The sequence below is a fragment of the Streptomyces sp. CB02009 genome (assembly GCF_001905825.1).
Taxonomy (GTDB): Bacteria; Actinomycetota; Actinomycetes; order Streptomycetales; family Streptomycetaceae; genus Streptomyces.
Window position 1 is genome coordinate 214121 of record NZ_LIVV01000006.1, and the last position, 22299, is coordinate 236419.

General features: G+C 73.3%; 20 protein-coding genes. 9 read left to right on the plus strand and 11 right to left on the minus strand.

Annotated elements, in window-relative coordinates:
• Positions 1 to 153 precede the first annotated feature (153 nt).
• Positions 154 to 765 carry a DUF4240 domain-containing protein gene (locus AMK27_RS24800; protein WP_073913193.1) on the plus strand — a complete coding sequence of 204 codons (612 nt, stop codon included), beginning with the start codon at positions 154 to 156 and terminating at the stop codon, positions 763 to 765.
• A 43-nt stretch (positions 766 to 808) separates the two neighbouring features.
• On the opposite strand, the gene AMK27_RS24805 is transcribed toward AMK27_RS24800, so the two are convergent.
• Entirely contained in the window at positions 809 to 1693 is an 885-nt protein-coding gene (locus AMK27_RS24805; protein WP_073912343.1) for a lytic polysaccharide monooxygenase auxiliary activity family 9 protein, read from the minus strand.
• A 189-nt stretch (positions 1694 to 1882) separates the two neighbouring features.
• The gene (locus tag AMK27_RS24810; RefSeq protein ID WP_073912345.1) at positions 1883 to 2713 is read right to left on the minus strand and encodes a lysozyme; all 831 of its coding nucleotides are present in this window, start codon (positions 2711 to 2713) and stop codon (positions 1883 to 1885) included.
• 266 nt (positions 2714 to 2979) lie between these two features.
• On the opposite strand from AMK27_RS24810, the gene AMK27_RS24815 reads away from it, so the two are divergent.
• Positions 2980 to 3489, plus strand: a complete 510-nt coding sequence (locus tag AMK27_RS24815) for a MarR family winged helix-turn-helix transcriptional regulator (protein WP_073912348.1) — start codon at positions 2980 to 2982, stop codon at positions 3487 to 3489.
• Between the two features lie 130 nt (positions 3490 to 3619).
• Here the strand turns inward: AMK27_RS24815 and AMK27_RS24820 are convergent, their stop codons facing one another.
• On the minus strand, positions 3620 to 4411 hold the full coding sequence (locus AMK27_RS24820; protein WP_073912351.1) for a hypothetical protein: 792 nt from the start codon (positions 4409 to 4411) through the stop codon (positions 3620 to 3622).
• Positions 4412 to 4783: 372 nt separating this feature from the next.
• On the opposite strand from AMK27_RS24820, the gene AMK27_RS24825 reads away from it, so the two are divergent.
• The 5 genes from AMK27_RS24825 to AMK27_RS24845 all read left to right on the plus strand — a co-directional run bounded on the left by AMK27_RS24825 (position 4784) and on the right by AMK27_RS24845 (position 10691).
• Positions 4784 to 7804: a sensor histidine kinase gene (locus tag AMK27_RS24825; protein WP_241847595.1), complete on the plus strand. Its 3021-nt coding sequence runs from the start codon at positions 4784 to 4786 to the stop codon at positions 7802 to 7804.
• Positions 7801 to 8292: a roadblock/LC7 domain-containing protein gene (locus tag AMK27_RS24830; RefSeq protein ID WP_073912357.1), complete on the plus strand. Its 492-nt coding sequence runs from the start codon at positions 7801 to 7803 to the stop codon at positions 8290 to 8292. Before AMK27_RS24825 ends, AMK27_RS24830 begins: the two co-directional genes overlap by 4 nt.
• Positions 8289 to 8711 carry a DUF742 domain-containing protein gene (locus AMK27_RS24835; RefSeq protein WP_073912360.1) on the plus strand — a complete coding sequence of 141 codons (423 nt, stop codon included), beginning with the start codon at positions 8289 to 8291 and terminating at the stop codon, positions 8709 to 8711. The genes AMK27_RS24830 and AMK27_RS24835 overlap by 4 nt, the downstream gene beginning before the upstream one ends.
• Before the next feature lie 76 nt (positions 8712 to 8787).
• Positions 8788 to 9417, plus strand: coding sequence for a GTP-binding protein (locus tag AMK27_RS24840; protein WP_073913195.1), 630 nt, complete (start codon positions 8788 to 8790; stop codon positions 9415 to 9417).
• A gap of 38 nt (positions 9418 to 9455) precedes the next feature.
• Positions 9456 to 10691 (plus strand): styrene monooxygenase/indole monooxygenase family protein, encoded by a 1236-nt coding sequence (locus AMK27_RS24845; protein ID WP_073912362.1) that lies wholly within the window; start codon positions 9456 to 9458, stop codon positions 10689 to 10691.
• Between the two features lie 190 nt (positions 10692 to 10881).
• Here the strand turns inward: AMK27_RS24845 and AMK27_RS24850 are convergent, their stop codons facing one another.
• From AMK27_RS24850 to AMK27_RS24865, 4 genes are all read right to left on the minus strand, one after another.
• On the minus strand, positions 10882 to 12339 hold the full coding sequence (locus AMK27_RS24850; protein WP_073912365.1) for a C40 family peptidase: 1458 nt from the start codon (positions 12337 to 12339) through the stop codon (positions 10882 to 10884).
• A 74-nt stretch (positions 12340 to 12413) separates the two neighbouring features.
• Positions 12414 to 12722 carry a hypothetical protein gene (locus tag AMK27_RS24855; protein WP_073912367.1) on the minus strand — a complete coding sequence of 103 codons (309 nt, stop codon included), beginning with the start codon at positions 12720 to 12722 and terminating at the stop codon, positions 12414 to 12416.
• A 34-nt stretch (positions 12723 to 12756) separates the two neighbouring features.
• Positions 12757 to 13479, minus strand: a complete 723-nt coding sequence (locus tag AMK27_RS24860; protein WP_073912369.1) for a TetR/AcrR family transcriptional regulator — start codon at positions 13477 to 13479, stop codon at positions 12757 to 12759.
• A 62-nt stretch (positions 13480 to 13541) separates the two neighbouring features.
• On the minus strand, positions 13542 to 14510 hold the full coding sequence (locus AMK27_RS24865; RefSeq protein ID WP_073912371.1) for an AurF N-oxygenase family protein: 969 nt from the start codon (positions 14508 to 14510) through the stop codon (positions 13542 to 13544).
• A 191-nt stretch (positions 14511 to 14701) separates the two neighbouring features.
• Between AMK27_RS24865 and AMK27_RS24870 the strand changes: the two genes are divergently transcribed.
• Both AMK27_RS24870 and AMK27_RS24875 read left to right on the plus strand, forming a co-directional pair.
• A complete protein-coding gene (locus AMK27_RS24870) occupies positions 14702 to 15820 on the plus strand; it encodes a ferritin-like domain-containing protein (RefSeq protein ID WP_073912374.1) in 1119 nt (372 codons plus the stop codon).
• A gap of 47 nt (positions 15821 to 15867) precedes the next feature.
• Positions 15868 to 16761 (plus strand): hypothetical protein, encoded by an 894-nt coding sequence (locus AMK27_RS24875; protein ID WP_079188603.1) that lies wholly within the window; start codon positions 15868 to 15870, stop codon positions 16759 to 16761.
• Positions 16762 to 16946: 185 nt separating this feature from the next.
• Here the strand turns inward: AMK27_RS24875 and AMK27_RS24880 are convergent, their stop codons facing one another.
• The 4 genes from AMK27_RS24880 to AMK27_RS24895 all read right to left on the minus strand — a co-directional run bounded on the left by AMK27_RS24880 (position 16947) and on the right by AMK27_RS24895 (position 22121).
• Entirely contained in the window at positions 16947 to 18422 is a 1476-nt protein-coding gene (locus AMK27_RS24880; protein WP_073912377.1) for a penicillin-binding transpeptidase domain-containing protein, read from the minus strand.
• Positions 18423 to 18450: 28 nt separating this feature from the next.
• A complete protein-coding gene (locus AMK27_RS24885; protein ID WP_073912380.1) occupies positions 18451 to 19830 on the minus strand; it encodes an FtsW/RodA/SpoVE family cell cycle protein in 1380 nt (459 codons plus the stop codon).
• Positions 19831 to 20058: 228 nt separating this feature from the next.
• The gene (locus tag AMK27_RS24890; protein ID WP_073912382.1) at positions 20059 to 21333 is read right to left on the minus strand and encodes a sensor histidine kinase; all 1275 of its coding nucleotides are present in this window, start codon (positions 21331 to 21333) and stop codon (positions 20059 to 20061) included.
• Positions 21330 to 22121, minus strand: a complete 792-nt coding sequence (locus tag AMK27_RS24895; RefSeq protein WP_073912384.1) for a hypothetical protein — start codon at positions 22119 to 22121, stop codon at positions 21330 to 21332. The genes AMK27_RS24890 and AMK27_RS24895 overlap by 4 nt, the downstream gene beginning before the upstream one ends.
• Positions 22122 to 22299: the final 178 nt, after the last annotated feature.

The following is a 22299-nucleotide window of genomic DNA, read 5'->3' on the forward strand; positions in this document are numbered from 1 at the left end:
CCGTACGACTCCCGTACGGCGCCCGCGGGAAGGCGCGGCGGAGCGGGGTGTCCTCGACAGGGGGCACCCCGCTCCGCCGTGCCGTGCCCGCGTGCACGTCGTCGCAGGTAAAACGTCACCCGGATGTCAGCCGGGGGTGTCATGCTCGTACGCATGAACGAAGACGCCTTCTGGGCTCTCATCGACGAGTTGAGCCGCCGCACCGAGGACCTGGAGGAGCGCACGGAGTGGCTGCGCGCCGAGCTGCTCCGGCGTCCGGCCGCCGAGAGCGTGGAGTTCCAGGTGCGCCTCGACGACGCGTGCGAGGTCGCCGGCACGCGCGCGCTGTGGCGGGCGGCGGACCGGATCGAGAGCGGAGCCTGCTCCGACGACGGCTTCCACTACTTCACCCTCTGGCTGGTCGGGCAGGGGCGGAAGGTGTACGACGCGGTCGTCGCCGACCCCGACGCGCTGGCCGACGTGCCGGGCGTACGGGCCCTGGTGGGCCGCCACAGGAACGAGTGGGACGACGACGAGTGGCCCGAGTGGGAGGGGCTGGACTACGTGGCGCAGGACGCGTACGACGAGCTGACCGGCCAGGAGGACGACCTCGGCGAGGAGTTCGACGACGCCGTGGACGAGCGTGCCGAGGAGCTCGCGGACGAGCTCCAGGGCGATTTCGAGGGGGAGTGGGAAGAGGGCGGCGGACCGCGGGGGTCTCGTCCGGAGGGGGTGGCGATACCCCGGCTCACCGCCCTCTTCCCACTCGGTGCGTCCGGCTCCTAGGGCTCCCGCGACGGAGCCCCCGGAGCCGGACGGTTCCGGAGCCCTAGGAGGCCGACGCGTTCCTGCGTCGGCCCAGGAGCAGGCTGCCCGCGCCGAAGACGGCGAGGGCGCCCGCGCCCGCGAGGGCCATGGGCAGCGGCGAGGCGGGGGTCTCGGCCGTCTCCGCGGAGAGGGCCGGGGCCTGCTCGTCGCCGCCGTGGCCCGCGTGGCTCACGGTGGAGAGGGACGCGCCCGCCGCGATCTTCGCCTCGCTCGGAGCCTGGGCCTTCGCCGCGGCCGGCTGCGCCGCCGCGCCGCCGAAGGTGACGTCCGAGCAGCTGTAGAAGGCCTCGGGGCTGTCGTTGCGCTGCCACACCTTGTAGACGATGTGGCGGCCGGTGCGGGCGGGGAGGTTGCCCGTGAAGTTGTAGTAGCCGTCGGTGGCGGTGCGGGTGGTGTTGTAGACGGCGACGGGGGTCGCGTCCAGGTCCGACCACTTCAGCGGCTGCGTGGGGTCGAAGCCCGGCTTGGTGATGTAGACGGTCATGGTGCCGGAGTGGGCGGCCGTCACCCGGACCTTGAAGGCGAAGCTGCCCGCCGCGACCGCCGTCGCCGGCCAGTCGGTGCGCGCCCAGTCGAGCGCCCGGTACTTCGCGCGGTTCGCCGAGCAGAGCTTGCCGTCCGGGATGAGGGCCTGGTGCTGACCGGCGGCGTTGGCGATGTTGACCTCGTTCCAGTCGTAGAGCGGCTGGGTGCCGGAGTCGGCGACGAGGTCCTTGCACACCTGCGACTTGGGGGTCTCGGGTCCCTCCGCGTAACAGGCGGCGACGCGGCTCACGGGGTTGAAGACGGCTCCGTGGGCGCTGGCGGTGGTGGGGGTGAGGGTGACGAGTGCTGCGGCGGCGGACAGGGCGGCGACACCGGCGGCGGTGCGTCGGGTGGACTGCATGCGGGGGCTCTCTCTCGTGCGTGGGGGAGGACGGACGAGCAACGCGCGCTGAGCGCACGGAAGTTGAATCCCGGGCGATCGCCGTAGAGCCTCGCATTGGTCCATACCAATAGGCAAGGGGGAGAGCCGGAAAAGCCGAAGCGGCCCCCGGGGCGCCGCACACCCGGGGGCCGCCTCGCGCTGGGGGCGTCAGCCGTTGGCGAGCGCCTGTACCCGTGAGAGGTCGCCGTTGAAGTGGTTGTGGTCGCCGACCGTCGGGCCGGAGGAGGTGTACTGCCACATCGTGTAGTACTGCCAGCCGGCCGGGAGTTCGCCCACGGCCGCGGCGTACCGCGCGATCCACAGCGGGTTGGTCGCGGAGAAGGCGGAGGAGTTGCCGGTGCACTGGGTCCACCAGCTGGTCGCCGTGTAGATGACGGCGTCCCGGCCGGTCCTGGCCTTGTACCGGTTCACGAAGTCGCGGATCCAGGCCACCATCCCGGCCTGGGTCTTGCCGTAGCAGGTCGCGCCGTAGGGGTTCCACTCGATGTCGAGCACGCCCGGCAGCGTCCTGCCGTCCTTCGACCAGCCGCCGCCGTTGTCGACGAAGTAGTCGGCCTGGGCCGCGCCGGTCGTCGTGTCGGGGGTCGCGAAGTGGTACGTGCCCCGGATCATGCCGACGTTGTACGAGCCGGTGTACTGCTGGTTGAAGTACGTGTTCTTGTAGTAGGTCCCCTCCGTCGCCTTGACGTAGGCCCACTTGACGCCGCTGTTCCACAGGGTGGACCAGGCGACGTTGCCCTGGTGGCTGGAGACGTCCACGCCTTCGGTCTGGACGGCCTGGGCGGAGGCGCCGCCGGGGGCGCCGCCCTGTCCGTCGTGCGCGAGGACGCCCATGCCCATGCTGGCGGAGCCGCGCGGCGGAGTCTGGCGGACGCCCGGGTCCGGGGCGGCTCCGGCGGACGCGGCGAGGGGGAGGAGGAGGGCCAGGGCCGTGAGTGCGGCGCCGGCGAGGGTCGTTCCGGATCTGTGCACACGCATTGCGTGCCTCCGAAAGGATCGGTGGGGGGAGCGGGGTCGGCGGTCCTGGACGCCCGTCCGCCAGTCATGGTGTGGACATGTCAGCCAGAGCGCCGTGGACGACGCTACGCACGTAGACCCGGCCCATGGAAGGGGTCCCGGATACCGCCGTTGGTCTACGCCTGCGAAATACTGGAAGAGCTGCGGCGATGGCCTCGGCCGAAAGAAACTTTCAGCGGCCGGAAAGCCGGCGGCGGGTCGCCGGAGAACGCGTGAGAGGTGCTGACGTGCACGGAAGCGGTACGGGAAGTGAAGGCGCGGTCCCGCCGGTCCTCGGCGGCGAGCCCCCTGCCCCGTCCGGCGGGGTCGACCCGGTGTTCCTCGCACTCGAACGCGAACTCGCGGTCTTCCTGCGCCGCGCCCGCGCCCAGTCCGGCGAGATGGCCCGCGAGGTCCACCCCGAACTGGAGCCCGCCGCCTACGGCCTGTTCGTACGGCTCGACGACGCCGGCCCCCAGCGGGCCACCGAACTCGCCGGCTACTTCGGGGTCGGCAAGGCGACCATGAGCCGTCAGCTCCGGGCCCTCGAAGACCTCGGGCTCGTCGCCCGCGACCCCGACCCCGCCGACGGGCGCGCCTCGCTGGTCCGGCTCACCGAGGAGGGCCGGGACCGCTTCCGGCACGTCAGGGACGCGCGGCGGGAGCGGTACGTCCGCAAGCTCGCCGACTGGGACCGCGCCGAGGTCTCCGAACTCGCCCGCCTCCTGAACCACTTCAACGTCCGCTCCGAGGGCTGAGCGGGCCCGTGGGGCCACGGCCGCCCGGTCGGTCCGGCCCCACCGGGCCGCCGCCGCTCGGTCGGTCCAGCCCCACCCGGGGCCGCCGCCGCTCGGTCGGCTCCGGCTTCTCCACCGGCCCCGCCGCCGCTCAGCCCGCCCCCAGCTCCACCAGGGCCGCCGTCGCGTCGTCGTGCAGCTTCCAGCGGCGCGTCCCGCCGGCCGACTCGTCCGCCGCCTCCAGGGCCCGCACACGGTGGAGCAGCCCGAGCGTGCCCTCCGCACGGAGCACGCCGAAGCAGTCCGCCCAGTCGCCCGCGCCGAACAGCTCCACCCAGCGGCCCGCCCCGTCCGTGAGCGCCGCCAGGGCCCGTACCTCCGCGCGCGGGCTCGTCCCCGTCACCGCCCGCGCGGCGACCGCCGGGTCGGCCGCCGCGGTGAAGAACCCGCCCTCCCGGTTCCGCAGCCGGTCCGTCGCCGCCAGGGACCGCAGGACCTCGTCGGGGACGTGGTCGAGCCGGTCGTCCAGCACGGCCCGTACGGCACCGCCCGGCGACTCCAGGAGGAGCACCGAGTCGGAGAGGACGAGGTGTTCGACCGAGGTCTCGTCCCAGCGGACGAGCACGACGGTCGCCTGCGGCGTACGTACGTGAGAAAGGTCACAGGTGCCCCGATGGGCGTCCGCGGTGCGCCGGATTGCCAGCGACAGGATCTCGGCCAGGGACATGTCCCGGCAGGAAGCGGACAGTTCGGTCAGAGAACCGCCGAGACGCGCGGTGAACCACGGCACCGTGTGCACACAACCGTCATCACCCGCCGGCGGTGTGACGCCGTCGAGGAGGACGACCGTTCCTCCGCGCCCCGAGGCGGGCAGGGCGGCGGCCACCCAGTCCTCGTTGGGGCGTTCGGGGCTGCCGGGGAGGGTGGCGACATCGCTGCGCATGACGACCAGTGTGCCCGGAGCGGCGTACGTTCCCGGTGCGCGTCTTCACCGGACCTGCAAACGAGCGGAAATGGCCTGTACCAACCGGGTGGAGGTCCCTGGGCGGCCGGAGCCGCGGGCTCCGGGAAGCTGCGGGCGGGCATCCTGCCAAAGCGCGGGCGGAAGATCCAACCGAAGCCGTTCCTGGCCCTCCCCGGCCGTGCCGGAGAAGTTGTTCGCCAACTCAGGAGTGTTGTTCACTCGTTCGGGTGGCGGAGCGGCCGATGCGCGCCCCCTTCCCAAAAGCGCTGGAATGGTCGGAAGCCGTACCAGGGGTGGGGGCGCTCCATGTGACCGGCCGTCACCTCTGCTTTGTGGGCGGACGAATCAAGAATGCGAGCACCGGTGCAGATGAAGCGGCCTCGGAGCAAGAACGGCACGCGGAGCCAGACCCCCGGTGCGGTGCCGACCCCGGACGGCGCCACGGCGCCCACCGGCAGCGTCCCCGAAGGCAGCACCTTCGCCGGCAGCGCCCCCACCGGCCGCCCCAAGCGCGTCCGCAACCGCCTCGTCGCCGGCGTCGCCCTCGTCGGCATCACCGTCCTCGTCGCCGGCGCGCCCGCGGTCCTCGCCGCCTCCACCGAGCTCAACGACTCCCAGAGCCTGGTCACCCTCGCCGAACTCGACCGGCAGGCCGTCACCCTGGCCCACTCGCTCGCCGACGAGCGCGACGAGGTCGTCGCGTACATCGCCGCGGGCCGTGACAACCAGGCCGGCGACGCCAAGGACAAGCGCCAGGTCACCTCGACCCGCTCCACCCGCGTCGACCGCCAGATCGACGAGATCCGGCCCGCCGCCTCCGTCGAGCTCCGCCGCGACCTCGCCGGCGTCCCCTCCGTCCGCCGGTCCGCCCTCACCGGCAAGGGCACGGCCCTGGAGGCCCACCGGGCGTACTCGGAGATCATCACCAAGCTCCAGGCCCTCGCCGACGAGCTGGCCGACCGGACCCCGGCCCGCGCCTCCGACACGGCGCTCACCGAGGCCACCCGCGCCCCCGCCGCCCTCAGCCGCGCCGTCGAACAGGCCTCCGTCACCCGCGGCCTGCTCCTCGCCGCGCTCTCCGTGCCGCAGCCCGAGCCCACCGGCGAGGTCCACTACGACGCGGAGACCGGCACCTACGTCCCCGACGTACCCGAGGGCGCCGCAGAGGCCGACCGCGCCCGCGACAGCCTCACCGCGGCCGCCCAGCAGGCCCGGGTCCGCGAGCTCGCCGCCCTCGGCGACTTCGACCAGGCCGCCGGCACCGCCGCCCGCGACGCGATCGCCACGACCGTCGCCGGCCCCGACGTCAAGAGCGCCGAGCGCTCCCTCGCCACCCTCACCGACCAGCCCCGGCTGACGGAGACCGAGCGCGAGACCGACCCGGCCGGCCTGGAGGCCGCGCTGTCCGCCCGCATCGAGCAGATGCGCGGCGTCGAGTCCCGCCTCGCCGCCGAGCGGGTCGAGCACTTCGCCGCCCTCCGCGACGACGACGTCACCGCCCTCGAACTGCGCATCGCCTTCCTCGGCGGCTGCCTGATCGTCGCGATCGGCATCTCCACGTACGTCGCCCGCACCCTCACCCGGCCGCTCGCCGTCCTCCGGCTCGGCGCCGCCCGGCTCGCCGCCGCCCCCGAGCCCGGTGCCGAGGAACTGGTCCGCTTCACCGGCCGCAACGACGAGTTCGCGCAGGTGGTCCGGTCCCTCAACACCCTGCACGGCAAGCTCGCCGGCCTCGCCGCGCACACCGAGCGGCTCACCGACGACCGGACCGACCTGGCCGCCGCCAAGGAGGCCCTCGGCGCCCAGCTCGCCGCCCAGCGCGCCGAACTCCAGGGGCAGGTCGCGCTCCTCACCGCCGACCTCGAACGGTTCAGGAGCACGGTCCACCACACCTTCGTCAACCTCTCGCTGCGCAGCCTCGGGCTCGTCGAGCGGCAGCTCGGCGTCATCGAGAAGCTGGAGGAGCGCGAGCAGGACCCGGACCGCCTCGCGACCCTCTTCAAGCTCGACCACATGGCGACCGTCATGCGCCGCCACAGCGAGAACCTCCTCGTCCTCGCCGGGCACGAGCACGTCCACGGCCACGCCGGACCCGTCCCGCTGGTCGACGTCCTGCGCGCCGCCGTCAGCGAGATCGAGCGGTACGAGCGGGTCACCATCCAGTCCCTGCCGCCGCACGCCCAGATCGCCGGCTTCGCCGCGGACGACCTGAGCCACCTCATCGCCGAACTCCTGGAGAACGCCACCTCCTTCTCGCCGCCCGACGCCGAGGTCCAGCTCTCCGGCTGGCTCCTGGAGTCCGGCGAGGTGATGCTCTCCGTGCAGGACGCGGGCATCGGGATGAGCCCCGCCCGGCTCGCCGAGCTCAACGCGCGCCTGGCCGAGGCCGACCCCGGCGCCTTCGACGGCGAGGGCCTGGGCATGCGGGTCATCGCCCTGCTCGCCGCGCGCCACGGCGTCCGCGTCGAGCTGCGCGAGCAGCAGCCGGGCGGCACGGCGGCCGTCGTGGTCCTGCCGCAGCCCCTGCTCCCCACCGCCCTGCCGACCACCGTGACGGAGCCCGTACGGATGGCGGGCGCGGCACCCACGCTCCACCTGCCCGGCTCGGCCGCGGAGGCCAACTCCAACACGCTGCCGTCCCGGAACCGCGACCCCCTCGTCGAGGCGGCGGAGCGGGCGTTCCTGGAGGCCGGGGAGACCTCGGCGAGGGAGCAGCGGGACCAGCAGCCGGAGCGGGAGCCCGAGGCTCCGTACGCGCCCGAGGCGCCGAACGAGGCGGAGGCTTCGTACGAGGCGGAGGCCCGGGCACCGCACGCACCGGAGCCCCCGCACGCACCGGAGCCGCAGGAGCTCGCGTACGAGCCCGAGGCCGGCCACCACGAGCCCGCGCCGCTCCCGTACGAGCCCGAGCCCGGCCACCACGAGCCCTCGCCCCTCGGCCAGAGCGTCTCCGAGACCACGCTCCAGGTCCGGCTGCCCGACCCGCCGCCGGAGCCGGACGCCCACGAGCGCGCGGTGGACACCACCGCTCCCGCCCACCACGAGGAGCCGCAGACTCCCGCCGCCCCCGAGCCGGTCACCGACCAGCCGGTTCCCGGGCCGCGTACCCCGCAGGGGGAGCGCCTCACCGACAAGGGTCTGCCCAAGCGCACCCCGCAGGTGGTCCGCCCCGCCGGCTCCGGCACCACGGCCCCCCGTCAGGGCGGCGTGGACGCGGAGGCCCTGCGCCGCCGGCTCGGCGGCTTCCACCAGGGCGCCAAGGCCGGGCGCCGCGACGTGGAGGCGGAGATGGAGACGGGGCGGATAGAGGACGTAAAGACTGCACGTACAGAGGAGATGACGGGGGACACAGTCGAGGAGGCACGCAGTTGACTGCGACGGGAACGTTCGGACTGAGCACGGAAGCCCGCAACCTGCAATGGCTGCTGGGGAATCTGGTGGAGGAGGTGCCCGGGGTCCACTCGGTCGCCGTCGTCTCCTCCGACGGCCTGATGCTGCTCTCGTCCGACCCGGCCGCCCAGCAGAGCACGACGGTCGCCGCCGAAGCCGGCCGTCCGAACGGGCCGCGCGGCTCCAGCGCCGACCTGGCCACCATCGTCTCCGGCATCGGCAGCCTGACCATCGGCGCCGCCCGCCTGATGGACGGCGGCGGGGTCAAGCAGACCATGGTGGCGATGGAGCAGGGCAGCGTGTTCGTGATGTCGATCAGCGACGGCTCGCTGCTCGGCGTGCACGCCACGCCCGACTGCGACATGAGCGTGGTGGCCTACCACATGGCGCTCTTCGTGGGCCGCGCCGGTCACGTACTCACCCCCGAAGTCCGCAGCGAGCTGCGCAAATCGATGGAGAGCACCCAGTGACGTCACTTTCGTCGGGGTTCCACGCCCACCGGCTGCCGGTACGAGGAGACGGACGCCGCCCCGCGCGCGTACGCCCGTACTCGCTGACCGGCGGGCGCACCCGCTTCGGCCACGTCCTGCTCGTCGAGACCTTCGTGGCGGCGCTCGAAGCGCCCGCCGTGCGCAAGGTCCTGACGGACGGCGGGCCGGGCGCACGCGGTCTGATGCCGGAGATGCGGGCCATCGTCGAGATCTGCCGCCGGATGCGGACGGTCGCCGAGATCTCGGCACTTCTGAAGATGCCGTTGGGGGTCGTCCGGGTGCTCCTGAGTGACCTGGCCGACCAGGGAAAGATCCGTGTGTACGGGACCGGTCACGGCACCGGGCAGCCCGACCGCGCGCTCCTCGAAAGGGTGCTGAGTGGACTCCGTCGTCTCTGACGCCTCCGCCGTCTCCGATGCCGACACCGGATCGGTGACGGGCATTCCCGCGCAGCCCCAGGCCCCCGCGGCCGACCTGTTCCGGCGAGATACGGCCTCGGCGGCCGCGCAGCCCGATGCCGAGGACGGCGCGCAGGACTGGCAGCTCGACCACACCCGCGCCCCGATAGCGACGAAGATCGTCGTCGCGGGCGGCTTCGGCGTCGGCAAGACCACCTTCGTGCGCGCGGTCTCGGAGATCACCCCGCTCCAGACCGAGGCGCTGATGACCCGGGCGAGCGAGGCGACCGACGACCTCACCGCCACGCCGGACAAGCTCACCACCACGGTGGCGATGGACTTCGGCCGGATCACCCTCGACAACGACCTGGTGCTCTACGTCTTCGGGACGCCGGGGCAGCAGCGCTTCTGGTTCATGTGGGACGACCTGGTGCGCGGGGCGATCGGCGCGATCGTGCTGGCCGACACGCGGCGGCTCACGGACTGCTTCCCGGCCCTCGACTACTTCGAGAGCTGCGGGCTGCCGTACATCGTGGCCGTCAACCACTTCGAGGGAACCGAGCTGTTCGAGGCGGACGACGTCAGGGAGGCGCTGACCGTTCCCGCGCACGTCCCCGTGGTGATCATGGACGCGCGCAAGCGGTACAGCGTCGTCGAGAGCCTGCTCGCGATGGTCGCCCACGCGCTGGAACACACCCCCGAATAGATCGCCCCGCTCTCCCCGTCACGCCAGGAGCACCACCCATGCGGAAGATACTCATAGTCGGCGCCGGCCAGTCCGGCCTGCAGCTCGCCCTCGGACTCCAGTCGTCGGGGTACGAGGTCACCCTCATGTCGAACCGGACGGCGGACGAGATCCGGGCCGGCCGGGTCATGTCCACCCAGTGCATGTTCGACACCGCGCTCCAGCACGAGCGGGACCTCGGCCTCAACTTCTGGGAGTCCCAGGCACCGCGCATCGAGGGCCTCGGCGTCTCGGTCGCCGCCCCCGACTCGTCCCGCGCGATCGACTGGGTCGGCAGGCTCGACGGGTACGCGCAGTCCGTCGACCAGCGGGTGAAGATGGCCGGCTGGATGGAGACCTTCGCCCAGCGCGGCGGCCAGCTGGTGATACACGGCGCGGCCGTCGGCGACCTGGACTACTTCTCGCGCAGCTACGACCTGGTGCTCGTCGCGGCGGGCAAGGGCGAGCTGGTCTCGATGTTCGGCCGGGACGCGTCCCGTTCGCCGTACAGCGAGCCGCAGCGCGCGCTGGCCGTCGCGTACGTCCACGGCCTGGGCCCGCGCCCGGAGCACCCGGACTTCGACGCCGTGCGGTGCAACGTGGTCCCGGGTGTCGGCGAACTGTTCGTCATGCCGACGCTGACGACCGGCGGCCGCGCGGACATCCTCTTCTGGGAGGGCGTCCCCGGCGGCCCGCTCGACGCCTTCAAGGGCGTCAAGGACCCGGCGGAGCACCTGTCGCTGACCCTGGAGCTGATGGAGAAGTTCACGCCCTGGGAGTACGCGCGGGCCACCAAGGTCGAACTGACCGACGCCGGCGGCACCCTCGCCGGCCGGTACGCGCCGACGGTCCGCAACCCGATCGGCCGGCTGCCCGGCGGCGGCCTGGTCCTCGGTGTGGCCGACGTGGTCGTGGCCAACGACCCGATCACCGGCCAGGGCTCGAACTCGGCGTCGAAGTGCGCGGCCGCGTACCTGGCCGCGATCGTCGAGCAGGGCGACAAGCCCTTCGACGAGGAGTGGATGCAGTCCGCCTTCGACCGCTACTGGCAGACCGCCCAGCACGTCACCAAGTGGACGAACGCGATGCTGGCGCCCCCGCCGGAGCACGTCCTGAACCTCCTGGGCGCCGCGGGCCAGCTCCAGCCGGTCGCCGACCGGTTCGCGAACGGCTTCAACGACCCGTCGGACTTCGAGAACTTCTTCTACGAGCCCGAGAAGACGTCCGCGTACCTGGGTGAGGTCGCGGGCGGCTGATCCGCGCGCGGCGTCCTCCGACGGCCGGCACCCGGGGCCCGTGGCCCGGGGGAGCCGGCCGTCGTCCGTCACCGTCCGCCCGGCGGCCTCCGCGCCCGGCGGCCCGCCCACGGCCCGGGTACGGGCCCGCCCGCGGTGCCGGCAGACCGGTCGGGCCGAGGAGAGCGGTGCTCCGGGCGGGAGTCGGCACTCAGCCGTGGTCGTACCCCTCGTCCCCGCCGTCCCGTGCCCCCGCCGGCAGCGCCGGCGGGGTGAAGGCGGCCAGGGGCTCCCCGTCCGGATCCGGGCGCACCGCCCCGATCAGCGGGTTCGCCGCGATCGGCGAGACCTTCACCTTCCCGCCGGGCCGCGGCGCCTGCACCACCAGGCCCTCGCCGAGATAGACCGCCACATGGGTCGCGCCGGGGAAGTACACCACCAGGTCCCCCGGGCGGAGCTCCGCGAGCGGCACCCGGGGCAGCGTCGCCCACTGCTCCTGGCTCGTCCGCGGCACCTCCAGGCCCGCCGCCGCCCACGCCTGCTGGGTGAGCCCCGAGCAGTCGTACGTCTCCGGGCCCTCCGCCCCCCACTCGTACGGCTTGCCGATCTGCCCCACCGCGAACCGCAGCGCCCGCGCGCCCGCCCCCGACGGGGTGCGCCGGCCGTCCAGGACACCCGAGTCGAGCAGCTCGCGCTGCGCGCCCGCCGTCTGGACGCGTTCCAGCTCGGTGAGCCGGGCCAGCTGCTCGGGAGAGAGCGCGGCGAGCAGCTTCTCGACCTCCGCGAGCCGGGCCCGGACCTCGTCACGCCGGGTGCGCTGCGTGGCGGCGAGGGTCTGCTGCCGGTCGAGCGCCTTGCGGGAGGCGCTCGCCAGGCCGCCCGCCTGGCGCTCGGCCTTCTCCAGCCGCGGTACGGCGGACGCCCGGGCCCGGGAGTCCCGCGCCAGCAGATGTCCCTGGTCGAGTGCCGACTGGGGATCCGGCGCGAGCAGCAGCCGCAGGTAGGAGGAGAACTCGGACCCGCCCCGGTACTGGTCCCTGGCGATCCGTCCGGCCTCGGCCCGCCCCCGGGCGAGCGCGGTTCGGGCGGCGGTGAGCCGTGCGGTGACCCGCCGGGTGTCGGCGGTCTGGAGCTTCAGGGCCTCCTCGGCGGCGTTGAACCGCTCGGTCGCCTCCTCCGCCTGCCGGTAGAGCGTCCGCAGCCGCGTGAGCAGCGCGGTGACGGAGTCGCCGCCGGGGGGAGGGAGCGCGGAGGCGTCGTCGTCGGTGGCGGAGGACGCGGGATCGCTCGGGCCGGTGGGGGTGACGGGAGTGTCGGATGCGTCGGCTGTGACGGGAGCGTCGGGGTCGACGGGGGCGGCGGAGGTGACGGGAGCGTCGGGGGTGTCGGCTTCGGCAGGGTCCGGCGTCTCGGAGGTCGTCGCCTCGGCCGTGGGAGGTACGGGTGCCCCCGACGACGCGGACACCTCGGGTGCCTCGGGCGCCGCGGTCGCGTCCGGGTCGACCGGTCCCACCGGTTCGGCGGCGGGATCCGCCCAGGCGATCGGCGCCTCCACCGGGGGATCGGAAGGCGGGTCGGGAGCGGCGGCGCCCGCGGGGAGGACCCCGGTGAGGGCGGTCGCGGCGGCCAGCGCCCCCGTGCAGACCGTACGCAGCAGCCTTCGCGACACGTCACCACCTCCACGGGGATGATGACGTGTCAATTCATGTGATCAACGGACGAACGGGGGTGAGTCCGGCGTCCTCACTCCTTCGGCGCAGCGCCGTCCCGGGGCGGGTTCGCGCCGGTGCCCGGCTTCGACCACGGCCACTTCAGCTCGCGACGCTCGCGGCCCTCGGGGGCGTACGCGTAGACCCAGCCGCGCTGGAGGCCCAGTCGCTTCGTGTAGCCCGCGGGTTCGCGGCGGTAGGTGTGGAGGGTCGGGGGGTTCCCGTCGTGGGCCGGGACCGGGATCTCGTACCACTTCGGCGGGTGGCCGGTCGGGCCGAGCAGGATCGGCAGGACCCGGCCGTCGAGGGGACCGCCACGGAAGGAGGTGTTCTGGCTTCTCACCCCTCCAGTGTCCCCTCCGGCCTCCGGTTCCTGCTCAGAGGAGGCGGGCCGCCTCGCCGACCACCGGGATGACCCGGCGGGCCAGCCGGGCCACGGGCCCCTCGGGCGTCTCCTGGGCGAGGAGGCGTCCGACGACGCGCGCGGTCTCCTCGTCGCCGGCCGCGCTCGCGGCGAGCAGGGCGATGAGATGGTCCACGAGCCACTCCCGCAGTTCACGGGCCGGGGGCCGCTTGTCCTCGTCGAGCCAGATGAGGGAGGCGGCTTCCACGGCGGCGATCCAGGTGCGGACCAGCATGTTGAGGCGCGGGCCGGGGCGGTCCACGCCGAGGTGGACCAGGATCTGCTCGGCGGCCGCGCGGCGGACCTCGTCGACGATCGCGGTGGTGCGGGAGGTCTCGGCGACGCTCCCGCCGCGGAGGAGGGCGCTGAAACCGGCGTCGTGCTCGTCGACGAAGGCCAGATAGCGGTCGAGCACCCGGCCGAGCCGCTCGGTGGGCGGCCCTGCCGGCGGCTCGGTGAAGCAGTGGTTCAGGGCGTCGGCCGAGGAGCGGAGGGCGGCCTCGTAGAGCTGCTGCTTGCCGCCGGGGAAGTAGCGGTAGACGAGCGGCCGGGAGACGCCGGCCGCCTCGGCGACGTCGTCCAGGGAGACGTCCTCGGGGGTGCGGTGGGCGAAGAGCTCCTGGGCGGCTTCGAGGAGCTGGCCGCGGCGTGCCTCGACGCTGAGCCTGCGGTACGCGGGGGTGGCGGCGGCAGTCATGCTCCGCAGCGTAGCCGGACGCTGTCGCGCCCCATCGGGCCTGCCCGTCCGCCCCCCACCCGTCAGGCCAGCAGGCCCGAGGACCGCCACAGCCGGCGCCCCACTCCCCGCAGCACCCCGATGTCGTCCAGGAAGTCCGTCAGGCGCCGCGCGCCGGACTGCATCACCTCGCGGCGGTGCCCGCTCGCCCGCACCTGCGCGACCGCCTCCCGCCGGTCCAGGCCCACCGCCTCGTACACCTGCGGGTTCACGAAGCACGTGGAGAAGACCCGCGCCGCCTCCCCGCAGCTCACCCGTGTGAACTCCTGCTCCCAGCGCGGCGCGGTCACCATCTGGCGGCGCAGTTCCTCGCGGGCGTACCGCACGTGCCGCGCCTCCTCGACCACATGGATGCGGGTCACCCCGCGCACCAGGTTCTGGACCCGCTCGTCCGGGAACGTCAGCCGCTGCATCCAGTCGAGGATCTCCTCGCCGAGCAGCGTCGAGGCGAACGAGCCCGGGGTCGTGGACACGGTCTTCAGCACGCGCGCGAGGTTGTGGTAGATCCTCGGCACCGGGTACGCCGGTGTCCCGCCCCGCTGGATCATCCGCGCGAACATCATCGAGTGCCGGCACTCGTCCGCGATCTCGGTCAGCGCGTAGCGGACGTGATGGCTGGTCAGGGACTTGTCGTAGATGTGCCGGACCAGCAGCTGCATCAGGATGATCTCGAACCAGACGCCGAGCGACGCGAGCGACGCCGCCTCGTGGCGCGAGAGCGCGATCCGCTGCTCCTCGGACATCGTGCGCCAGAGCGGGGTGTCGTACAGGGAGAGCAGCTCGGGCGGCCAGAACCACTTGCCGTCCTCGAACGGCGTCTCCCAGTCGAGTTCGACGTCCGGGTCGTAGGAGTGCTTGCGGGAGGACTCGAGGAGCCGTTCGGCGACCTGCTCACGGTCGCGCAGCGGCCCCAGGGCGTCCCTGAGGAGGCTGAAGTCCGGTTCCGCGGACGGGGAGTTCGTGGTCGCCGGGGACCCGGAGAAGGGGGTCATGGGTGCGCACCTCGCTGTGCTCGTCGCGACGGCGTGACGTTACCGATGGTCACCACTTATCAGACTGCCCGTCAGTAGTGCCGTCAATCCCTTGTGCGCGACTTGTTGACGATCCGTCTACCAACGTGTGAGCCTGGCCGGGCCACAGGACTCGCACCACGGGAAAGGCCCGACTCCCCAAGGAGGCGTCAGTGTCGACGCGCGACCTCTACACCACGGCCCCGTCCACCCCGAGCTGGCAGGTCCCCGCCACCAGCGCCGCCCGCTTCAGCTGGGAATACGACATGGAGGACGCCGGCCGCGAGCGCCTCCTCGCCCTCTACCAGAAGGGCAAGGACAAGCAGTGGGACGGCGCCACCCGCATCGACTGGGACCTGGAGGTCGACCCGTACGACCCCCTGGGCACCCCCGACGAGGTCCTGACCCTCCACGGCACCCGCCACTGGGCGAAGATGACCGAGAAGGACAAGGGCGAGCTGCGCCGGCACTACTCCTCCTGGCAGTTCAGCCAGTTCCTCCACGGCGAGCAGGGCGCCATGGTCTGCGCCGCCCGGATCGTCGAGTCCGTACCCGACCTGGACGCCAAGTTCTACTCGGCCACCCAGACCATGGACGAGGCCCGGCACGCCGAGATCTACGGCCGCTTCCTCCACGACAAGATCGGCATGCTCTACCCGATCAACGACAACCTGCAGAGCCTCCTCGGCGACACCCTGCGCGACTCCCGCTGGGACATGCCGTACCTCGGCATGCAGGTCCTCATCGAGGGCCTCGCCCTCGCCGCCTTCGGCATGATCCGCGACACCACCGACAAGCCCCTGCCCAAGCAGATCCTCGCGTACGTGATGCAGGACGAGGCCCGGCACGTCGCCTTCGGCCGGATGGCCCTGCGCGACTACTACAAGCAGCTGTCCGACGCCGAACTCCGCGAACGCGAGGAGTTCGTCATCGAGGGCTGCTACCTGATGCGCGACCGGCTGCGCGGCGTCGAGGTGCTGGACAACTTCGGCATCCCGCGGAAGGAGGCGGAGGAGCTGACCGAGCAGAGCGAGTTCCTGCACCTCTTCCGCAAACTGCTCTTCAGCCGGATCGTCCCCTGCGTGAAGGACATCGGCCTCTGGGGCGAGCGCCTCCAGAAGGCCTACCTCGACATGGGGGTCTTCGACCTCGGCGACTCCAACCTCGACCTCCTCATGACCCAGGACGAGGAGATCGCGGAACAGCTCGACGCGGAGCGCTTCGCCAAGGAGGAGCAGGCCCGGGTGGCCGAGGTCGCGGACGCGATCGCGGACGGGGCGGCGCAGGGCTGACTCCCCGGAAGAACGGGTTGTCGTACGGGTGACGTAGCGTGCTCGCCATGAGCATGCCGCCACCGCCGAACCAGCCGCCCAACCCGTACGGCGGGCCGGTGCCGAACCAGCCGCCCAACCCGTACGGCGGTCCGGTGCCGCCGCAGCAGCCCGGTCCGTACGGTCCCCCGCAGGGCTTCCCGCCGCCGGGCCAGCCCCCGCAGGCGTATCCCCGGCACGGTGTTCCGCCGCAGTACCCGGCGGGCCCGGGGCCCGGCGGCTGGGGGCAGCCGCCCATGGGCCCGCCCCCGAAGAAGAAGCTGTCGGCCGGTGCGATCGTCGCCATCGTCGTCGGCTCCCTCGTCCTGGTCGGCGGCATCGGCTACGGGGTGAAGGCCGGGCTCGACAGCGCCACGGGCCCCTTCCCCGCGGCGACGCACAAGCTGGTCGTCCCGCAGACCCTCCTCGGCGGTGAGTTCACCCTCGTCTCCGACCTCTCCGACACGCAGGGCAAGGAGATCGAGGACACCCCCGACTTCACGGTGAAGGACGCGACGGCGGCCGTCGGGCAGTACAGCGGCGAGAACGGGTCCGACGGGTCCGTCCTCGTCCTCTCCGGGCTGTACGGGCAGATCAAGAGCCCCGGCTCCACGCGGTCGTCGATCCTCAGGGGCGCCGCCACGGACAAGGGCTCCAAGCTCGTCGTGAAGCCCAGGGACTTCACCCCCGCCGGGTACGGCGTGACCGTCAGCTGCCAGGTCACCACGTCGAGGGACGGACTCAGCACGACGACGCTGCCCATGTGCGCCTGGGGCGACGAGAACACCGCGGCCGCCGTCGCCCTCGTCGGCGCCGGGGAGGCCACGGCCGACCCGCAGGACATCGACCTGGCCGACCTCGCCGAGAAGACGGCCAAGATCCGCGGGGAGATCCGCAAGCCGATCGGCGGCGCGGGCACCTGACGCGGATGCCCTCGGCGGGCGGCTGAGTCGGGCGGCCGATGCGGTCGGCTGAGGCGGTCGGCTCACGCGGGCGGCTCACGCGGGCAGTGGGGCGGAGAGCGCGGGGGGAGTAGAGCGCTGGGGGTGTCCGAGGCCGCCCCCAGGCCCCACCCCCGCCGCGTCCCCACCCCTTGCCGCGGCCCCTCCTACCCCCGCGCCTCCGCCTCCAGCCGCAGCGCCTCCTCCATCACCGCCCGCGCGATCGGCGCGGCGCTGCCGCCCCCGCTGATGTCCGTGCGGGACGCCTCCGCGTCCTCGACGACCACCGCCACCGCCACCGCCGGCTGGGCCGCGTCCTCCGCCTGCGCCCAGGCGATGAACCAGGCGTACGGGGTACCGGTGTTGCCGAAGCCGTGCTGGGCCGTGCCGGTCTTGCCGCCGACCCGCGCCCCGGGGATCGCCGCGTTCGTCCCCGTCCCCTCCGTCACCGCCTTCACCATCAGCCGCTGGAGCTGCATCGCCGTCGCGGGGTTCATCGCCTGCCGGTAACTCCGGCGGCCCGTCCGGTCGACCGTCGTCCCGCCCGAGGTCGTCGTGCGGTCGACGAGGTACGGCTGCGCGATCTCGCCGTTGTTGGCGACCGCCGACGCGACCATCGCCATCTGCAGCGGCGTCGCCGTCGTGTCGAACTGCCCGATCGACGACAGCGCGAGCTGGTCCGGGCTCATCTGCCGGTCGAAGTTGGACTTGGCCACCCAGGACGGCACCCGCAGCCCCGTGTCGTTGAAGCCGAAGTTCCCCACCGCGTCGACCATTCCCTCCAGGCCCACCTCCACCCCCAGGCCGGCCATCACCGTGTTGCACGACCACTGGATCGCGTACGCGAGCGACGCGTCGCCGCAGCCCTCGGCCTCGTTCGGCAGCACCTGCCGGGTGCCGGGCAGGATGAACGGGTCCGGGGTGTCCGTCGGCGCGTCCACGTCCCGTACCACCCCCGCGTCGAGCGCCGCCGCGGCCGTCACGATCTTGAACGTCGACCCCGGCGGGTACGTCTGCCGCAGCGCCCGGTTCAGCATCGGCTGGTTCGGCGAGGTGGTGAGCCGCCGCCAGGTGTCCTTGACCGCCTGGCCGGTGCCGGAGAGGACGCCGGGGTCGTACGAGGGCGAGCTGACCAGCGCCAGGATGCGGCCGCTGTGCGGTTCGACCGCGACGACCGCGCCCCGCTTCCCGGCGAGCCCCCGGAAGGCCGCCTCCTGCATCGGCGCGCGGAGCGTCGTCACGACGTCGCCGCCGGGCTGCCGGCCCCGGGTCAGGTCGTTCCAGAGCGGCAGCGGGGCCAGCATCGGATCGGTGCCGGCCAGGATCGCGTCCTCGGCGTGCTCGACGAGGGTCGTGCCGTACGTCTGCGAGGAGTAGCCGGTGAGCGGGGCGTACAACGGGCCCTGGCGGTAGGTCCGTTCCCAGCGCAGCTGCTGGCCGCTGTCCCGGGAGCCGGTGACCGGCTTCCCGTCCACGACGATCTCGCCGCGCGGCTGCGCGTAGCGGTTGATCGCGATGCGCCGGTTGGCCGGGTTGTCGTCGAGCGACTCGGCCTCGAAGACCATCACGCGCGCGGAGTTGACGAGGAGCGCCACGAGCAGGACGAGGCAGAGCGCGGCGGCCCGCCGGGCGTAGCGGATCACGCGGTTCCCCCCGGCGCGTGCGGTCCGCTCATGCGGCCTCCTCCTTCACCGGGGCGAGCGTCCCTGTGTCGGCGTCGTCCGGCTGGGGTGCGCGCGCCGAGTCGCTGACCCGGATGAGGAGCGCCACGATCACCCAGTTCGTGACCACCGACGACCCGCCCTGCGCCAGGAACGGCATCGCCATTCCGGTCAGCGGGATCAGGCCCATCACCCCGCCGGCGATCACGAACACCTGGAGCGCGACGATCGAGGCGAGTCCGATCGCCAGGAGCCGCCCGAAGGGGTCCCGCAGGGAGAGGCCGGCGCGGTAGCCGCGGGCGACGAGCAGCGCGTACAGCAGGAAGAGTGCCGTCAGGCCGACGAGGCCCAGCTCCTCGCCGGCCGTGGCGAGGATGAAGTCGGACTTGGTGGCGAAGCCGATGAGGACGGAATGACCGAGACCGAGCCCCGTGCCGAGCATCCCGCCGGCCGCGAACGAGAAGAGCGACTGGGCGAGCTGGCCGGGCCCGTCCCCGGCCCGGATCGAGGCGAACGGGTCGAGCCAGTCCTGCACCCGGCTGTGCACGTGCGGTTCGAGCGAGCCGACGAGGAAGGCCCCGGCGGCGGCGAGGACGAGCCCGACCGCGATCCAGCCGGTCCGGCCGGTCGCCACGTACAGCATGATCACGAAGAGGCCGAAGAAGAGCAGCGAGGTGCCCAGGTCCCGTTCGAGGACGAGGACGCCGACGCTCAGCAGCCAGATCGCCACGATCGGCCCCAGCACCCGTCCGGTCGGGAACTGGAACTTCCAGATCCGGCGGCCGGTGTACGCGAGGGCGTTGCGGTTGGCGGCGAGGTACGCGGCGAAGAACACCGCGAGCAGGATCTTCGCGAACTCGCCCGGCTGGAAGGAGAGGCCGCCGAGCCGGATCCAGATCTTGGCGCCGTTCACCGCCGGGAAGAAGATCGGCAGGATCATCAGGGCGAGCGCGGCGGCCACCGACACGTACGCGTACCCCTGGAGCGAGCGGTGGTCGCGGAGCACCAGCACGACCACGATGAACAGCGCGACCCCGAGCGTCGACCAGACCAGCTGCGTCGCCGCCGCCTGGTCCTTCGGCGTCTCCAGGTCGAGCCGGTAGATCAGCACCAGGCCGAGTCCGTTGAGGAGGACCGCGATCGGCAGGAGCAGCGGATCGGCGTAGGGGGCGCGGAACCGGACCGCGAGATGGGCGACGAGCGAGAGCAGCCCGAGCCCGGCGCCGTAGCGCGCGGCGTCCGGCGGTACGGCCCCGCTGCGGGCGAGGCCGACCTCGGCGTACCCGTAGACGCAGATGAGGACGGCGCAGACGAGGAGGGAGAGTTCCACGCCGCGGCGCTTCGGCAGGCGTACCCCGGGCGGGGGAGCGTCCGTGCGCGGTGCGGTCATGGCCGCAACGTAGCAAGCGGTGTGCTCTATGTCCCTTTTGTGTGACGGTGCGCCGTGTGGCGGTGTGCCGCGCGACGCGGTTCTGTCCGGCGTGGTCCGGGCCGCCCGCGAGCTGTCGGTCCTCCGGCGCGGTCCGAGCCGTCAGTCCTACGGCGCCGGACCGCGAACCGTCAGTCCTCCGGCGTCCGGCCGCGAGCCGTCAGTCCTCCGGTATCGGACCGCGAGCCGTCAGTCCTCCGGCGCCGGGTCCGCGAGGGTCACGTACTCCGGCAGCCGCAGCCTGGCCTCGGCGCCCTCGCCGTCGGCCGCGCGGGCGAAGACGAGCTCGGCGCCGATCACCTCCGCCTGCCCCACCGCGATCGTCAGGCCGAGGCCGTGGCCCTTGCCCCCGCTCTCGGTGCGGAACCGCTGCGGCCCCGACTCCAGGAGGTACGCCGGATAGCCGGGCCCGTGGTCCCGTACGGACACCACCGGACCGTCCACCGTCAGGACCACCGGCGGGGCCCCGTGCTTGTGCGCGTTGGCGATCAGATTGCCCAGCACCCGCTCCAGCCGCCGCCGGTCCGTCTCCACCGTCGCGTCCCGCACGACCCGCACCTCCGTCGCGGTGCCCGAGGCGCGCACCACCCGCTCCGCGAGCGGACCGAGCTCGTGGACGGCCAGGTCGACGGTCTCGTTGCGGGCGTCGAGCCGGGAGATCTCCAGGAGGTCCTCGGTGAGCCCGCGCATCGCCCGCACCCTGTCCCGCACGAGCTCCGAAGGCCGCCCCTCCGGCAGCAGCTCGGCCGCCGCCGAGAGCCCGGTGAGCGGGGTGCGCAGCTCGTGCGCCACGTCGGCGGTGAACCGCTGCTCGCTCTGCAGCTTCCGCTGGAGCGAGGAGGCCATCGTGTCGAGCGCCCCGGACACCGTGGCCACCTCGTCCTGGGGGCGGGAGGCGTCTTTCGTGCGGGGGTCGTCGACGCGCGCGTCGAGATCGCCGGCGCTGATCCGGCGGGCCACCTGCGCGGTGAGGTGCAGCCGCCGGGTGACCCGGGTGACGGCGAACGCGCCGACGGCCAGCGTCGCCCCGATCGCGAGGACGGAGGAGCCGAGGATCGAGCGGTCGAGCGCGTCGATCGTCTCGGCGCTCTGGGTGTAGTCGAGGCGTACGGCGAGGGCGCGGCCGTCCGCCGGGCCCGCCGCCCACATCGTCGGCCGGCCCCGGTCGTCGGCGACCACGGTGCCGCGCTCGCCCCGGACGGCGAGCGCGTGGAGGGAGGGCGGGAGCCCCGGCGGGTCGACCCCGGCGAACCGGGGGAGCGGCTCGCCCGCCTCGTAGAGCCGGGTGACGTCGGTGAGCCGCGCGAGGGCCTTCTCCCGCGAGTCGTTCACGGTCTGGCCGGTCACCGACACATGGACGAGGATGCCGAGCAGCGCGGCCAGGGCGCAGCACATCACCGCGATGAAGACGGCGGCCTTCCAGGTCAGGGTCGCGGTCCAGGCGGGCAGCCGGGGCGCCCTCACGGGCTCGGCTCGGCGGGAACGGCCACGTCCGGCGGGAGCGGGAGCGGCGTCGAGGCCGTCCCCGGGGCCGGTGTCGGGCTGACCAGGCGGGGCGCGGGAACGGTCGGCGGCGCGGTGCGGCCGGGCTTCACCCGGACGATCTCGTCGCGGGTGGGCAGCATGCTGTGCTGCTGCTCGTCCCAGGACCAGGCGGTGCGGTACTCGTACCCGGGGATGCCCGCCGAACTGACCCGCATGATCAGGTCCCGGCCGGCCAGCTCCACGCTGATGACCTGGTCGACGGTGGCCATGACACGGGTGAGCCCGCCGTTCTCGGCGAGGTAGACGCGCACGCCGACCTGCTGGTCCGGCATCCGGATGCCGACGATCAGCTCGTCCCGGCCGTTGCCGGTGAGGTCGCGGTAGTAGGGGCGCATGATCGGACAGGCGGCCGGCGCGGTGCCGCAGGCCTTGATCGCGCGGGCGGTCTCCGCGTAGAGCCCGTCGGCGCCGCTGTACGTGTCGGGGTGCGCGCGCACCTCGGCCTCGACCACCGCGCGGGCGTCGACGGCGTGCACGTCGTTGTCGGGGACCTTGATGCCGGGGACGCGCTCGGTGTCGGTCTCGCCGTAGTCGATCGGCGGGTCCGTGGCGGGCGGCAGATCGGGCCAGAGGCGTACGGGCCCGGCGGCCGGAGGCGTGGACCCGGCGCTCTCGAGCCCGCCCTCGGCGCGTCCGCAGCCGGCCGCGCCGCCCAGGACGAGGGCACACAGGACACCGGCGGCGAGCTGCACTCCGCGCGGTCTCACACTGCTCCTCGTACGGGTCGATCGGTGGGTGGCGGCCGGGTGGCCGGGCCGCCAGGGTGGCTGGGGTGGACGGGGTGGGGGGCCGCCGGTCGGCGGAACCTGGGCGGGCCCGCCTCCAGTAGACCTTATTCGGAGGGAAGTCCTTTTTGTCTACTCGTGGGCCCGGTCCGCTCGACAG